This is a genomic window from Bradyrhizobium sp. BEA-2-5 (assembly GCF_032918025.1).
Classification (GTDB): Bacteria; Pseudomonadota; Alphaproteobacteria; order Rhizobiales; family Xanthobacteraceae; genus Bradyrhizobium; species Bradyrhizobium pachyrhizi.
The window spans coordinates 452,235-467,298 of the sequence record NZ_CP136629.1 but is presented as its reverse complement, the minus strand read 5'-3'; the positions used below and the strand labels follow the sequence as shown (position 1 = coordinate 467,298).

Annotated in this window: 13 protein-coding genes and 2 pseudogenes; 6 read left to right on the top strand and 9 right to left on the bottom strand. The window is 65.2% G+C overall.

Annotated features, from left to right (window positions below):
* The first annotated feature begins 132 nt into the window (after positions 1 to 132).
* From RX327_RS02195 to RX327_RS02185, 3 genes and pseudogenes are all read left to right on the top strand, one after another.
* Positions 133 to 1,347 (top strand): divergent polysaccharide deacetylase family protein, encoded by a 1,215-nt coding sequence (locus tag RX327_RS02195; protein WP_317249337.1) that lies wholly within the window; start codon positions 133 to 135, stop codon positions 1,345 to 1,347.
* An 82-nt stretch (positions 1,348 to 1,429) separates the two neighbouring features.
* Positions 1,430 to 1,933: an RNA pyrophosphohydrolase gene (locus RX327_RS02190; protein ID WP_317249336.1), complete on the top strand. Its 504-nt coding sequence runs from the start codon at positions 1,430 to 1,432 to the stop codon at positions 1,931 to 1,933.
* A 33-nt stretch (positions 1,934 to 1,966) separates the two neighbouring features.
* A pseudogene (locus RX327_RS02185) lies at positions 1,967 to 2,469 on the top strand (RNA pyrophosphohydrolase).
* A gap of 65 nt (positions 2,470 to 2,534) precedes the next feature.
* On the opposite strand, the pseudogene RX327_RS02180 reads toward RX327_RS02185, so the two are convergent.
* The 7 genes and pseudogenes from RX327_RS02180 to RX327_RS02150 all read right to left on the bottom strand — a co-directional run.
* Positions 2,535 to 2,864 (bottom strand): annotated as a pseudogene (locus RX327_RS02180) (helix-turn-helix domain-containing protein); the annotation flags it as partial.
* A gap of 662 nt (positions 2,865 to 3,526) precedes the next feature.
* Complete coding sequence (locus tag RX327_RS02175) at positions 3,527 to 3,682, bottom strand: hypothetical protein (protein WP_244482478.1); 156 nt, start codon at positions 3,680 to 3,682, stop codon at positions 3,527 to 3,529.
* A gap of 205 nt (positions 3,683 to 3,887) precedes the next feature.
* Positions 3,888 to 4,295, bottom strand: coding sequence for a F0F1 ATP synthase subunit epsilon (locus RX327_RS02170; RefSeq protein ID WP_317251437.1), 408 nt, complete (start codon positions 4,293 to 4,295; stop codon positions 3,888 to 3,890).
* A 115-nt stretch (positions 4,296 to 4,410) separates the two neighbouring features.
* Entirely contained in the window at positions 4,411 to 5,853 is a 1,443-nt protein-coding gene (atpD, locus tag RX327_RS02165) for a F0F1 ATP synthase subunit beta (protein WP_317249335.1), read from the bottom strand.
* 25 nt (positions 5,854 to 5,878) lie between these two features.
* Positions 5,879 to 6,757, bottom strand: a complete 879-nt coding sequence (locus tag RX327_RS02160; RefSeq protein ID WP_317249334.1) for a F0F1 ATP synthase subunit gamma — start codon at positions 6,755 to 6,757, stop codon at positions 5,879 to 5,881.
* A gap of 91 nt (positions 6,758 to 6,848) precedes the next feature.
* Positions 6,849 to 8,378, bottom strand: a complete 1,530-nt coding sequence (gene atpA / locus RX327_RS02155) for a F0F1 ATP synthase subunit alpha (protein WP_317249333.1) — start codon at positions 8,376 to 8,378, stop codon at positions 6,849 to 6,851.
* Positions 8,378 to 8,938, bottom strand: a complete 561-nt coding sequence (locus RX327_RS02150; RefSeq protein WP_317249332.1) for a F0F1 ATP synthase subunit delta — start codon at positions 8,936 to 8,938, stop codon at positions 8,378 to 8,380. Before RX327_RS02150 ends, atpA begins: the two co-directional genes overlap by 1 nt.
* 627 nt (positions 8,939 to 9,565) lie before the next feature.
* Here RX327_RS02150 and RX327_RS02145 point away from each other — a divergent pair.
* The gene (locus tag RX327_RS02145) at positions 9,566 to 10,057 is read left to right on the top strand and encodes a septal ring lytic transglycosylase RlpA family protein (RefSeq protein WP_317249331.1); all 492 of its coding nucleotides are present in this window, start codon (positions 9,566 to 9,568) and stop codon (positions 10,055 to 10,057) included.
* Positions 10,058 to 10,264: 207 nt separating this feature from the next.
* Here the strand turns inward: RX327_RS02145 and RX327_RS02140 are convergent, their stop codons facing one another.
* A complete protein-coding gene (locus RX327_RS02140; RefSeq protein WP_317249330.1) occupies positions 10,265 to 12,475 on the bottom strand; it encodes a primosomal protein N' in 2,211 nt (736 codons plus the stop codon).
* A 235-nt stretch (positions 12,476 to 12,710) separates the two neighbouring features.
* On the opposite strand from RX327_RS02140, the gene RX327_RS02135 reads away from it, so the two are divergent.
* Both RX327_RS02135 and RX327_RS02130 read left to right on the top strand, forming a co-directional pair.
* Positions 12,711 to 13,682, top strand: coding sequence for a tyrosine recombinase XerC (locus tag RX327_RS02135; RefSeq protein ID WP_317249329.1), 972 nt, complete (start codon positions 12,711 to 12,713; stop codon positions 13,680 to 13,682).
* Between the two features lie 144 nt (positions 13,683 to 13,826).
* On the top strand, positions 13,827 to 14,417 hold the full coding sequence (locus tag RX327_RS02130; RefSeq protein ID WP_317249328.1) for a DUF4337 domain-containing protein: 591 nt from the start codon (positions 13,827 to 13,829) through the stop codon (positions 14,415 to 14,417).
* A 77-nt stretch (positions 14,418 to 14,494) separates the two neighbouring features.
* On the opposite strand, the gene RX327_RS02125 is transcribed toward RX327_RS02130, so the two are convergent.
* Positions 14,495 to 15,034 (bottom strand): hypothetical protein, encoded by a 540-nt coding sequence (locus RX327_RS02125; protein WP_317249327.1) that lies wholly within the window; start codon positions 15,032 to 15,034, stop codon positions 14,495 to 14,497.
* Positions 15,035 to 15,064: the final 30 nt, after the last annotated feature.

Below are 15,064 nucleotides of genomic sequence, written 5' to 3'. Positions count from 1 at the left end.
GCGAACAGGGCGGCCCGCGGGCCGCCCTTTCTGCTTTCGGTGTCCACCCGTAACCGTGCTTTGCCGGGGAGGCCGGCGCGCGGGAATGCACCGCATCGTGCTATCGTTCGCGCTGTTGATTCGGGGAGGGTCATGGCAGAAGCGGCCGACGAACTGAGCACGCCGCTTGGGCAGAATGCCGTGGGCAGGACGCGCCGGTTTCGCCTGCCATTCACGGCGATGCAGGCGTTCGCCGTGCTGCTCGGGCTCGTGCTGGTCGGCTTTGTCGGCATCGCGCTGTTCAACGACAACCCGCTCGGGGGCGAGCCGATCGCCCGTGTCACGCTCCGCAATCCCCCGCCCGCCGCCGCTGACGACAAGCACGCTCCAGCCGGCCAGGTGGCGGCCGAACCGGCTGCCAAATCCGCCACCAAGGCGCCGGCCACAGCCAGCGACGCAAGGACTGTCACCATCATCGACGGCTCCAGCGGCAAGCGTCAGGACGTGGTGATCGGCGCCGGCGATCCGGCCGACAAGGCCGATGGCGATACGCCGCCACTCGCGATGACCGGCATCGATCCGCGCCTGCTGGAAAAATCGCGCTACGGCATGATCCCGGTGGCCGCTGACGGGCTGAAGCCGTTCAACGTCTATGCGGCGGACGCCGACCGCGCCAAGGCCGCCAAGATGCCCGTGGTGGCGGTCGTGATCGGCGGCCTCGGCGTCGGCGCCGCCAAGACCACCGACGCGATCATGAAGCTGCCGGCGGCGGTGACGCTGGCCTTCACGCCCTATGGCGCCGACCCCGGCAAGCTCGCCGAGCGCGCCCGCGCGCAGCGCCACGAGATCTTCCTCCAGATCCCGATGGAGCCCTATGACTTCCCCGACAATGATCCGGGACCGCAGACGCTGCTGACCACGCTGAGCAGCGAGCAGAACATGGACCGTCTCTATTGGCACCTGAGCCGGATGCAGGGCTATGCCGGCCTCACCAATTTCATGGGAGGCCGGTTCGTTGCGGCCAATCCCGTGATGCAGCCCATCGTCCGCGAAGCGGCCAAGCGCGGCCTGAGCTATTTCGACGACGGTTCCACCCCGCGTAGCGTCGCGCAGACCCTCTCCGCGGGCCAGTCATTGCCGTTCGCCAAAGCCGATTTCGCCATCGACGCGGTGCCGACGTCGGCGGAAATCGACCGCGCGCTGGTCAAGCTGGAAACGATCGCCAAGGAACGCGGCACGGCGGTGGGCGTCGCCTCGGCGTTGCCGGTCTCGATCGAGCGGCTCGGCGCCTGGCTCAAGACACTGGACTCCAAGGGCATTATGCTTGTGCCATTGACAACCGCGATGCTGAAATCAAAATCTGGCTAAAGATCAATCCGTTGGTGCTGCTCGAGACCTTGCCGGGGGGGCCGGGTCGGGCGGCGCCCGAACTGTGCGAGGTAGCGGCAGCATGGCACGTTATGAAGATCTGCCCTACCGGACCTGCGTCGGTGTGATGCTGCTCAATCCAAAGGGACTGGTGTTCATCGGCCGCCGAGCCGGCGGCATCGAGCATGTCGACGACACCCATGTCTGGCAGATGCCGCAGGGCGGGGTCGACCCCGGCGAGGATACGTTTCAGGCCGCGCGGCGCGAGCTCTATGAGGAGACCAGCATCAAGTCGGTGGAGAAGCTTGGCGAGGTCTCGGACTGGCTGATCTATGATATCCCACGCACGGTTGCGGGGCGCGCCTGGAAGGGCCGCTACCGCGGCCAGCGCCAGAAATGGTACGCGGTGCGCTTCACCGGCAAGGACAGCGAGATCAACGTCGCCAATCCGGGCGGCGGCCACAAGGCCGAGTTCATCACCTGGCGCTGGGAGCCGATGAAGAATCTGCCGGGGCTGATTGTGCCGTTCAAGCGTCCGGTCTATGAGCGCGTCGTGAAGGAATTTGCCGGTCTGGCTGCCAGGTAGCCGGCCAGGTCAACGCGCGACGTACCCACCGAGATGTCATCAGAAAAGCCCTACCGCCCCAACGTGGGCATCGCCCTGTTCAACGCCGACGGGCGTGTGCTGATCGGCCACCGCTTCAAGGGCGACGGGCCGGAGATCATCCTGCCGGGGCTCGACTGGCAGATGCCGCAGGGCGGCGTCGACGAGGGCGAGGATCTGCGCGATGCGGCGATGCGCGAGCTCTGGGAGGAAACCAGTGTCGTGAGCGCCGACTTTCTCGGCGAGACCGACTGGTTCACCTACGAATTCCCGCCTTACGACGGGCCGCAGACGCACCGGCTGGCGAAATTCAGAGGCCAGCGCCAGAAATGGTTCGCGCTGCGCTTCACCGGCCGCGACGACGAGATCGATCCGCTGACACCGCGCAACGGCCAACCCGCCGAGTTCGACGCCTGGCGCTGGGAGCGCCTCGACCGTGTCGTCGATCTCGTGGTGCCGTTCCGCCGGGAGGTCTACCGCGCGGTGGCGCGACCCGGTTCGCGGAATTCGCCGGCTGATCCTGCGGCGGAATGCGCCGCGCGTCGCCCGGCGTCATGCCGTAGGTCGAGCGGAAGACGCGATAGAAGGTCGCGATGCTGTCGAAGCCGCACGAGAACGCGATCTCGTCGATGCTGCGCTCCCGCATGGCGTAGAGCGCGCGCCTCGCCGCCTTCAACCTTGCCGCGGTCAGCGTCCGCGCAAATGACAGGCCGGTCGGCTCGAACAGCGCATGCAATTGCCGCAGTGAGATGCCGAGCTCGGCGGCAACCGCGGCCGGCGTGAGCGAGGCGCGATGCAGGTCGCGGTACAGAATTTCGCGGGCGGCATGAAGGTAGCCGGCATGCAGCGCGGCACGGATTTCGTCCTGGCGTGGCCGCACGCGGCCGCGCGCGAGCAGCGCCAGGCGCACCATATGCGCAACGTCGCCGGCGAACTGCCCGGCTAGCGCGAGATCTCGCGTCATCGAGCGGAACATGGCGCCGACAAGGCGGGTCAGGCTCGCATCGCGCGCCAGCGCGACCGGCGGCGCGTCCTCGATTCGCGCGCCGAGCACGAGCTCGTCGGTGACCGGGATCTTGAGGCTGAAGAAGTCAAAGCCGTCGGTCCGTTCGGGTGTCGAGGCAAACGGAAGATTGGAGTGGCCGAACACCAGGTCGCCGTTGCGCACAAACTGGACGCGATCGCGACCGATATTCATGTGGCCGGGGCCGCGCACCTGCCAGGCGAGATGCAGGCTGTTGCTCGGAACGCGCGCGATGTCGGATGCGGTCCGGCTGACGCGGTAGGAGGAGGCCGACATTTGCGCCAGCACGGCACTGCCCACCGGCGTCGCGGCGAAGCGCCCGCTGAAATCGGCCCTCTTGTCGCGCTCGAGCTCGATCGTGACCCCGAACAGGCTCTTGCCGCGCACCTCGCACCAGTGCTCGAAACGGTCCTGCGGGCGGAGAGCATCGGTGGTGAAGGTCAGCACGGCAGCTTGTCCGTTATGTCAGGAATGAAATCGCGATGCGGTCGGGCCAAATCGTCGTCGCGCTGCAGCTTGTCATTTGTGCACGATCCCTGCTGTAAGCTGCTTCACATATTTGCAGGTCGTTCGTTCGGGCCGACCGCGAAGATGCGGACTTGTCGAGAAGAGGCGAGCCGCCGCAGCGGCTCTTCCTCATCGTCGGCAATCAACCGGCTCTGACTTGCAATATCGGCCGCGAGGATCGCTGCGACCTTGCGCTTCATGAGTACCAGCCCCCGAACCCAGATATGCCGGGGAGAATGCCGCCAGACAGTCTCGCGCGCAACAAGCATTGAACGCTCGCCAGGGCGTGGCGAGCGTTGAATTATTCAAGCCTGCTCAGGCGATGACTGGAAGAGTGTGAGCTATTCCACTAAGGGGGTCGGCTCACTCGACGCAAAGGCGCGATCGCCGGTCAGCAACCGCGGCTTAGTGCATAGCCGTGGAGCTGAGCTGCTGCTGGATGCTCTTGAAGTGGTCGAGCCGTTCGATGGCGTGATCGAGCTCGGAGCCCTCCTTCTCGGCGAGCTTCTCCTGCATCTCGTTGATCGTCTCGGCGAACTTCGCGCGATCGATGTCCGCAAGCGCGGTCGCGACGTCGGCGAGCACGGTCAGCCCCTTGTCGGAGACCTCGGCGATGCCGCCGAGCACGATGATCTTCTCGTGCCTGCCGCCGGTGGTGATGGTGAGAATGCCCGGACGGATCGCGGCCACGACCGGCGCATGTCCGGCCAGCACGCCGAAATCACCCTCGACGCCGGGGATGTCGACCTGATCGACCTCGCCCGAGAAGGCGAGCTTTTCCGGAGAGACGAGATCGAAGTGGAAGGTGGCCATGGTCTTTCCGTTCTTTGCGCTGTCACCCGCGGGCTCGACCGCGGGTCCATCAGTCAAAATACTTCTCGTGCGATGGATCGCCGGATCAAGTCCGGCGATGACGACATCATGAAGCTTAAGCCGCTTCAGCGGCGAGCTTCTTGCCCTTCTCGACGGCTTCTTCGATGGTGCCGACCATGTAGAAGGCGGCTTCCGGCAGGTGATCGTACTTGCCTTCGACCAGGCCCTTGAAGCCCTTGATGGTGTCGGCGAGCTCGACGAACTTGCCCGGCGATCCCGTGAAGATTTCGGCGACGTGGAACGGCTGCGACATGAAGCGCTCGACCTTGCGGGCGCGGGCCACCGTCAGCTTGTCCTCTTCCGAGAGTTCGTCCATGCCGAGAATGGCGATGATGTCCTGGAGCGCCTTGTAGCGCTGCAGCACCTGCTGGACCTGACGGGCGACCGCGTAGTGCTCCTCGCCGACGACCAGCGGGGAGAGCATGCGCGAGGTCGAGTCGAGCGGGTCCACCGCGGGGTAGATGCCCTTTTCGGCGATCGAGCGCGACAGCGTCGTGGTCGCGTCAAGATGCGCGAACGAGGTCGCGGGCGCCGGGTCGGTCAAGTCGTCGGCCGGAACGTAGATGGCCTGCACCGAGGTGATCGAGCCCTTCTGCGTGGTGGTGATGCGCTCCTGCAGCGCGCCCATGTCGGTGGCCAGCGTCGGCTGATAACCCACGGCGCTCGGGATACGGCCGAGCAGCGCCGACACTTCCGAGCCGGCCTGGGTGAAGCGGAAGATGTTGTCGACGAAGAACAGCACGTCCTGGCCCTTGTCGCGGAAGTCTTCCGCGATGGTCAGGCCGGTGAGCGCGACGCGGGCGCGGGCGCCCGGCGGCTCGTTCATCTGGCCGAACACCAGCGCGCACTTCGACTTCACGCTCGGATCCGGATTCTTCGGATCGGCGTTGACCTTGGACTCGATGAACTCGTGATAGAGGTCGTTGCCCTCGCGGGTGCGCTCGCCGACGCCGGCGAACACGGAGTAGCCGCCGTGCGCCTTCGCGACGTTGTTGATCAGCTCCTGAATCAGCACGGTCTTGCCGACGCCGGCGCCGCCGAACAGGCCGATCTTGCCGCCCTTGGCGTAGGGCGCGAGCAGGTCCACGACCTTGATGCCGGTGACGAGAATTTCGGCTTCGGTCGACTGGTCGGTGTAGCTCGGCGCTTCCTGGTGGATGGCGCGCAGGCCTTCCGACTTGACGGGACCCGCTTCGTCGATCGGCTCGCCGATGACGTTGATGATACGGCCGAGCGTGCCTTCACCGACGGGAACGCGGATCGGCGCGCCGGTGTCGGTCACTTCCTGGCCGCGGACCAGACCTTCGGTGGTGTCCATCGCGATCGTGCGCACGGTGGATTCGCCGAGATGCTGGGCGACTTCGAGCACCAGGCGGTTGCCGCCGTTCTTGGTCTCGAGCGAGTTGAGAATGGCCGGGAGGTGGCCTTCGAACTGCACGTCGACGACGGCGCCGATGACCTGGGTGACGCGACCGACCTGGTTGGCTGCTGTAGCCATGGACTGTTCTCCTTCGAAATCTGCCTTAGACGGCCTCGGCGCCCGAGATGATTTCGATCAGTTCCTTGGTGATCTGCGCCTGACGCGTGCGGTTGTAGACCAGCGTCTGCTTGCGGATCATTTCACCGGCGTTGCGCGTCGCGTTGTCCATCGCGCTCATCTGCGCACCGTAGAACGAGGCGTTGTTCTCGAGCAGCGCGCGGAAGATCTGGACCGCGAGATTTCGCGGCAACAGGCTGCCAAGGATCTGGTCTTCCTCGGGCTCATATTCGTAGGAGGTCGAGGGAGCCGCATTGGCCGCGGGTGCAGCCACCTCCAGCGGGATGACCTGCTGGGCGGTCGGGATCTGCGCGATCACCGACTTGAAGCGCGAATAGAACAGCGTGCAGACGTCGAACTCGCCGGCCTCGAAACGGGCCAGGACCTTCTTGGCAATGTCCTCGGCGTTGACGAAGCCGAGCTGGCGGACGCTGCGCAGATCGAGATGCTCGACGATCTGCTTGTCGAACTGGCGGCGCAGCTGCTCGTAGCCCTTGCGGCCGACGCAGAAGAACTTCACGTCCTTGCCCTGCGCCATCAGCGCGAGGGCGCGCTCGCGCGCCAGGCGCACGATCGAGGAATTGAAGGCGCCGGACAGGCCGCGCTCGCCGGTGCAGACCAGCAGCAGGTGAACCTGATCCCTGCCGGTGCCGGCCAGCAGAACCGGCGCGCCGGGCGAGCCCGCGGCGGCGCTGGCGATATTGGAGATCACCGCGCTCATCTTGTCGGCATAGGGACGCGCCGCTTCCGCGGCGGTCTGCGCACGGCGCAGCTTGGATGCTGCGACCATCTGCATGGCCTTGGTGATCTTTTGCGTCGCCTTGGTGGAGGCGATGCGGACGCGCATGTCTTTAAGTGACGCCATTCTTCGTTCACCCCGGCGATCCGACCACAACGGTCAGATCGCAAGCCTCCGTTCGTCACGCCCGGCGGCGAGCCGGGCGACGCCCCATTCGTTATGCAAACGTCTTGGCAAAACCCTCGACCACCGACTTCAGCTTGGCAGCGGTGTCGTCGGTGAGGTCGCGGGTGTCGCGGATCGAGTTGAGGATCTCGACGTGCTTGCCGCGCAGCAGCGAGAGCAGGCCGTCCTCGAACGCGCGCACCTTGTTGAGCGGGAGCGGATCGAGATAGCCGTTGGTGCCGGCCCAGATCACGCAGACCTGCTCTTCCATCTTCAGCGGCGAGAACTGCGGCTGCTTCAGCAGCTCTGTCAGGCGCGAACCGCGGTTGAGCAGACGCTGGGTCGAGGCGTCGAGGTCGGAGCCGAATTGCGCGAACGCCGCCATTTCGCGGTACTGCGCGAGCTCGCCCTTGATCTTGCCGGCGACCTTCTTGGTGGCCTTGGTCTGCGCCGACGAGCCGACGCGCGACACCGACAGACCGACGTTCACCGCGGGGCGGATACCCTGGAAGAACAGGTCGGTTTCCAGGAAGATCTGGCCGTCGGTGATCGAGATGACGTTGGTCGGGATGTAGGCCGACACGTCGTTGGCCTGGGTTTCGATGATCGGCAGCGCCGTCAGCGAGCCCGAGCCCTGGTCCTTGTTCAGCTTCGCCGCGCGCTCGAGCAGGCGGGAGTGCAGATAGAACACGTCGCCCGGATAGGCTTCGCGGCCCGGCGGACGGCGCAGCAGCAGCGACATCTGGCGGTAGGCGACGGCCTGCTTGGAGAGATCGTCATAGATGATGACCGCGTGCATGCCGTTGTCGCGGAAGTACTCGCCCATGGTGCAGCCGGTAAACGGCGCGATGTACTGCATCGGCGCCGGATCGGAGGCGGTGGCGGCGACGACGATCGAATATTCGAGCGCGCCCTGCTCTTCCAGCACCTTCACGAACTGGGCGACGGTCGAACGCTTCTGACCGACGGCGACGTAGACGCAGTACAGCTTGATGTTCTCGTCGGGCTGCGCGTTCAGCGGCTTCTGGTTCAGGATGGTGTCGAGCGCGATCGCGGTCTTGCCGGTCTGGCGGTCACCGATGATCAGCTCGCGCTGGCCGCGGCCGATCGGGATCAGGGCGTCGATCGCCTTGAGGCCGGTCGCCATCGGCTCGCTCACCGACTTGCGCGGAATGATGCCGGGCGCCTTGACGTCGACGCGCATGCGCTTCTCGGCCTGGATCGGACCCTTGCCGTCGATCGGGTTGCCGAGCGCGTCGACGACGCGGCCGAGCAGGCCCTTGCCGACGGGCGCGTCCACGATGGCGCGGGTACGCTTGACGGTCTGGCCTTCCTTGATCTCGCGGTCGGCACCGAAAATAACGACGCCGACGTTGTCGGTTTCGAGGTTCAGCGCCATGCCGCGGGTGCCGTTCTCGAACTCGACCATTTCACCGGCCTGGACGTTGTCCAGACCGTAGACGCGGGCGATACCGTCGCCGACGGACAGCACCTGTCCGACTTCGGAGACTTCAGCTTCCTGCCCGAAATTCTTGATCTGGTCCTTGAGGATCGCGGAAATTTCCGCGGCGCGGATGTCCATCAGCCTGCCTCTTTCATCGCGTGCTTGATCGAATTGAGTTTGGTGCGAAGCGAACCATCCACCATGCGGCTGCCCAGCTTGACGACGAGGCCACCGATGATCGAGGGATCGACTTTCACGTTCAGCGCGACGTCCTTGCCGGTCACCGACTTCAGGGCAACCTTGAGGGCATCGAGATTCTTGTCACTGAGCTGCTCGGCGACGGTGACTTCCGCAGTCGCCTCGCCCTTGAACTTGGCGACGAGGGCGCGGTAGCCGCGGATAACGTCGGCCACCACGAACAGGCGGCGGTTGGCGGTCAGCACCTTGAGGAGGTTGGCGGAGATGCCGGCGATGCCGGCCTTGGCCAGCACGGCCGAGAGAGCCTTCAGCTGGGCGTCGGCCGCGAACACCGGGCTGCGGACGAGGCGCTTGAGATCCGCGCTTTCGTTCAGCAAGGCATCGAATTTGTCGAGATCGGCCCGGACTTGATCGACGGATTGCTCGTCGCGCGCCAACTCAAACAAGGCCGTTGCATAACGACCGGACACACCTGAAACGGACGTATCTTCTGCAGCCACAGACGCGCTCTTTTTGCTGTCAAACTCGCAAGGGAAAAACCGTCGCCACGAAGCGGCGCCTAGCGATCCAAGCCCTTGGAATTCAAGCGGGACTTCGATTTTCGACCAGCACGGGAGGTGCCGGGCTCGTTAAAATCGCGGCTTTGCTAACATAGCAGGCGCGCAGTCGCAACATGACGGCATCGTGAGTGCCGCCTTGTCGCATGCGCTTTTTGCCGTTCGCGACCGGCGGCCAAACCGGAAAATTTGGCGCGCGGAAATCCGGCGCGCCGGACCCGATTCGCGCCGCCTCGATTTTGTTCCATCGAAATTTGCATAGGCCTATGGCCGAGCGCGCAGGGAACTCCGGACGAGCTGCGGTTTCATTTGGCGATTACTTACCGAAAACTTACTGTAGCCTCGATAATCAGTATTGGTAAGTATATTTGTTGTTAAAAATTGGTTAAATAGCAAGATTACGGAACCTCGATCGACTACCCCGAGTCGGTAACAAGATATTTCAGCACGAGACAATCGGGATTTACTGCCCAATTCGTGCCTCATTGGGAAACCAAACGGCCTTGGTCAACGAAGGGACGGGGGTTCCACTTGCCGCGTTAGCGGCAATACTGTCTGAGGGTCTTATCAATGCTGAATATCAAGAAGGCGGCGGGCAACGTAACCCGCTCGCGTACGGCGCTTGCGTTTGTAGCCGCAACTATTTTGGTCGGGGGCAGCGTGACCGAGGCGTCCGCAAAGTCCCGGCACCACCATCATCGCCACCACCATCATCACCACGCCCGCGCCGAAGGCTCGTCCTGGCGCGACGCCAATGCATCGATCCAGCCGTCCGGCGGCCACTCGTTCTCTGGGATGGCTTCCTTTTACGGCAACGAGTCCGGCAGCCGGACGGCGTCGGGCCAGCGCTTCAACCAGAACGCCATGACTGCGGCGCACCGTTCGCTGCCGTTCGGCACCAAGCTGCGTGTCACCCATCGCGGCCAGAGCGTGGTCGTCACCATCAATGACCGCGGTCCGTTCATTCGCGGCCGTGTCCTCGACCTCTCCACCGGTGCTGCCCGCGCCATCGGCCTCACGGGTGCCGGCGTCGGCCGCGTCACCGCGGAAGTCGTCTCCTAAGCGCCTTCAGTAAGCGTTGCGTTGCGTAACGGCCGCGAGGCCTGCTTCGCGCCCAAAAAAGGCCTGCCGTCGCAAATGACGGCAGGCTTTTGCTTTTGCGGGCTCAGTAGAGCGCGATGACTACTCTTCTATCCGTCATCCCGCTCTACTTCTTTGTCTTGCGCATGATCTTGTCGGAAAACCGCTCACACTTTTCCGGATCATGCTCTACAGGAAGCTCTGCGGATCGACGTCGACCTCGAGCTTCAGATTGCCCTTGGTCTTGGGACCTGCATCGAGCCACTCGCGCAGATATTGCGGCAGGTCGACATTGCGCAGCGACTTCACCAGGATGCGGAAGCGGTAGCGGCCCTTGATGACGGCGAGCGGCGCTTCAGCGGGGCCGAGCACCTGGATCCGCTCGTCGAGCGGCGCCACTGCGGCGAGCTTGCGGGCAAAGCCTTCCGCGGTCGGACGGTCGCCGGCGGAGACGATCAGGCTCGCCAGCCGGCCGAACGGTGGATAGCCGGTGCGCTCGCGCAGCTCGATCTCGCTGTCGTAGAAGGCCTCGCGGTCGCAGGCGATCAGCGCCTTCATCACGGGATGATCGGGCTGATGGGTCTGGAGGTAGCCGACGCCGCGGCCCTGCTCGCGTCCGGCGCGGCCGATCACCTGATTGAGCAATTGCCAGGTGCGCTCCGCTGCGCGCGGATCGCCGTTGCTGAGGCCAAGATCCGCATCGACCACGCCGACCAGATTGAGCCGCGGGAAATTGTGGCCCTTTGCCACGAGTTGCGTGCCGATGATGATGTCGACGCGGCCCTCCGCGATCTCGGCGAGCTCCGAGCGCATCGTCTCGATCGAGGTGATGAGGTCGCTGGACAGCACCATGGCGCGCGCTTCCGGGAACAGCGCGGCCGCCTCCTCCTGCAGGCGCTCGACGCCGGGACCGACCGCGACCAGCGATTCCTCGGCCGAACAGTTCGGGCAGATATGCGGGCGCGGCATCGAGAAACCGCAATGGTGACAGACGAGGCGCTGGCGGAAGCGATGATCGACCAGCCAGGCATCGCAGATGGTGCAGGCGAAGCGATGGCCGCAGGCACGGCACAAGGTCAGCGGTGCATAGCCGCGGCGGTTGAGGAACAGCAGCGCCTGCTCGCGCCGCTCGATCGCGATTCTGATCTCGCCGGCAAGCCGCGGCGAGATGAAGCGGCCGCGCGCGGGCGGCTCGCGCCGCAGATCGATCGCCTCGATATGCGGCATGTGCTGGCCGCCGAAGCGCGAGGGCAGCGCGATGCGCTGGTAGCGGTTCTTGCGCGCATTGACCTCGGACTCCACCGACGGCGTCGCGGAGGCCAGCACGACCGGAATCCTGGCGATGTGCGCGCGCACCACCGCCATGTCGCGGGCGTGGTAGTGCACGCCGTCGTCCTGCTTGTAGGCCTGGTCGTGCTCTTCATCGACCACGATGAGGCCGAGATCGGCATAGGGCAGAAACAGCGCCGAGCGCGCGCCGACCACGACCGGCGCGGTGCCAGCGGAGATCGCCGCCCAATTGCGTGCGCGGGTGCGCGGCGTCAATTCAGAATGCCATTCGATCGGCCGCACGCCAAAGCGCTGCGCGAAGCGATCGAGGAACTGGCCGGTCAGCGCGATCTCCGGCATCAGGATCAGCGACTGTTTTCCGCGACGGATGGTTTCCGCAACGGCCTCGAAATACACCTCGGTCTTGCCCGAGCCGGTGACGCCGTCGAGCAGCGCGACGTGGAAGGTGCCGTTCGCAGCCAGCGTCCGCATCACGTCGACGGCGCTGCGCTGCTCGCGTGAAAAATCCGGCTGCGCATAGGAGGGATCCGGAACGGGCGGCGGTGCCGGCGGCGGCATCGCCTCGACCTTGAGGGTGCCTTCGTCAACCAGGCCGTCGATCACGCCGGAACTGACGCCGGCCTCCCGCGCCGCCTCCGACTTGCCGTGCAGCAAGCGGTCCGACAGCACCTCGATCACCCGCTGGCGCGCCGGCGTCAGGCGCCGCGGCGGCTCGCCGACCAGCCGCACGCCGAGCCGCATCCGCTCCGGCCCGAGATTTTCGCCCATCCGCAGCGTCATCCGCAGCACCATGCCGCGTGCCGACAGGGTGTAATTGGAGACCCAGTCGACCAGCTGGCGCAGCTCCGGCTTCAGCGGCGGAACATCGAGCTTCTCGCTGACGTCCTTGAGCCGGTTGTGCAGCCGCGGATCCGGATTGGCATTCTCCGCCCACACCACCGCGACCACTTCGCGCGGCCCCAGCGGAACGCCGATCACGTCGCCGGGCGCAAGCTCCATGCCGCGCGGAACGCGGTAGGAATAGGTCTGGTTCAGCGCGACAGGCACCAGCACGTCGACGACACGAGTCGTCGATGCAGAGGCTGGGCCGGGGCGCGTGGTATGGTCCATTGAAGCAGAAACCCTGAATCCGAGCGGGCTAGAGATTTGGTTTCTGATTGAATCAGAACCAAATCTCCAGCTTCTCGTTTTGACGCGCTTTCTTCACGCGAACCGGCGTCCACTTCGCTCGAAAACGCTTTCCCACCGCTTCGCTCTCTTAGCGAACGGTAAACGAAGGCAGTGCGATATAATCAGGAGATGAGCAGCGCCAATAGCCCTTAAGACACGGACTTAAGACACGGACATGGCCCGAACCGATCAGCCCATCCAGCCGCTCGAGCTCGACTGCGCCGACGCATCCGTCACGCAGGAGATGGCACGCTGGCTGTCGCATCTCGGCGCCGAGCGACGGCTGTCGCCGAAGACGCTGGAGGCCTATGGCCGCGACTTGCGGCAGTGCCTCGCCTTCCTGGCCGGACACTGGGGCGCGCGGGTGACGCTCAAGGCATTTTCCGCGCTCGAGGCGAGCGACGTGCGCGCCTTCATGGCGATGCGCCGGACAGAGGAGATCGGCGGGCGATCGCTGATGCGCGCGCTGGCGGGCTTGCGCTCGTTCGGCCGCTTCCTCGAGCGCGAGGGCAAGGGCAAGGTCGGTGCATTGTCCGCAATCCGCGCGCCAAAGGTTGCGAAGAGCCTGCCGAAGCCGATTCACATGGAAGCAGCGAAACGCCTGGCCGACGCCGACGAGCGCGCCGGCGAGGACCGCGAGACCTGGATCCTGGCGCGCGACGCTGCGGTGATGGCGCTGCTGTATGGCTCGGGCCTGCGCATCTCCGAGGCGCTCGGCCTGAAGCGCCGCGAGGTGCCGCGTCCCGGCGAAGGCGACGTACTGGTCGTGACAGGCAAAGGCAACAAGACGCGCATGGTGCCGGTGCTGCAAAACGTGCTGCAATTGATCGCGGACTATGCCGCGATTTGCCCGCATCAACTCAGCCCCGAGGGGCCGATCTTCGTCGGCGCGCGCGGCGGGCCCTTGAGCCCGCGCATCATCCAGCTCGCGATGGAGCGGCTGCGCGGCGCGCTGGGCCTTCCCGACAGCGCCACGCCGCACGCGCTCCGCCATTCCTTCGCCACGCACCTGCTCTCGCGCGGCGGCGACTTGCGCGCCATCCAGGAATTGCTCGGCCATTCCTCGCTCTCGACCACGCAGGTCTACACCGGCATCGATTCCGAGCGGCTGCTGGAAGTCTATCGCTCCGCGCATCCCCGAGGTTGAACGTTCGGTTCTGAAAAAATAAAGCGCGGGCTTTGGCCCGCCGTCATGCGCCGTTCATCTTCAGACGGTTACCCAAAACCGTTCGGCCCTTGCCTTGTGCACCGCATTCGGCAATCGTGGCGCGGTCTCATCCGGAGGGGAATCATGAGCGCACACGAAAGCATGGAGCATGCCGAGCACGCCGAGCACGCGTCCGGCTCGAACAAGAAGATCGCGCTCCTGATCGCGGTGCTGGCGCTGTTCCTGGCTATCTCGGAGACGCTCGGCAAGGCCGCCCAGACCGAATCGATCAGCAAGAACGTCGAGGGTGCCAATCTCTGGGCATTCTTCCAGGCCAAGAGCATCCGCCGCACCGTGGTGATTACCGCGGCCGAGCAGGGCAAGCTGAACCTCGCGACAACCACCGACGAGGCGGCAAGGGCCGCGCTGCAGAAGCAGATCGACGATTGGCAGAAGACCGCGGCGCGCTATCGCTCGGAGCCGGAAACCGGCGAGGGTTCGGAGCAGCTCTCCGAACGCGCCAAGCACGCCGAGCATGCGCGCGACGAGGCGACCGCGAAATACCACCACTTCGAGCTGGCCTCGGCCGCGTTCCAGATCGGCATCGTGCTGGCCTCGGCCACCATCATCACCGGCATCATCGCGTTGGCCTGGGTCTCCGGCCTGGTGACGCTCGCCGGCATCGTGATGACGGCGCTCGGCTTATTCCAGCCGCACTTGCTGCATCTGCATTGAGACGCAAGGCTTTTGCTCCATCATCCCGAGGCGCGAGCGGAGCGTGCCCCGAAGGATGACGAAACGGAGAGTCCTGCTTAGAGAGGCTTGCTGGTCTGATGCACGCTTTTGCGGAAGCGCGCGATCACGCGCAGCGTGCGCGCCGCCCAGCCCTCGCCGTCGCCGCTGATCATCTCGCGAATGCGCCGCTTGATCGGCTCGACCAGCGCCGTGGCCTTGGCCCGCAGCGCCATCACGAAATTATAGAGCGCCTCGAACCAGGGCATCTCCAGCAGTTTCGGGCGCGTCACGTCGAACACGAAGGCGGTGACGCCGACGCCGACCAGCTTTGCGAACACGATCATGAAGACCGCGCTGGTCCAATATTCATGCGCGAGCAGCCAGAGGCCGACCAGCTTGAGCGGAAACAGCGGGATCACCGGCACGACGAAGACAATCAGCGTCATCGCCGGCGACAGCGAATCGACCCGGTCGGCAAGCCACTGCTTGAGCGCGCGGAGCGGAATCCACGCCACCACCCGCGCAACGATCGGCTCGAGATGGTCCCACAGCCAGGCTTCGATCAGGAAGATGATCGCAAGCAGGACCCAGACCGGTTGAAGGAGGCGGCGCAGCATCGCTATGATCTCGACCCGGCCTACGCCGGA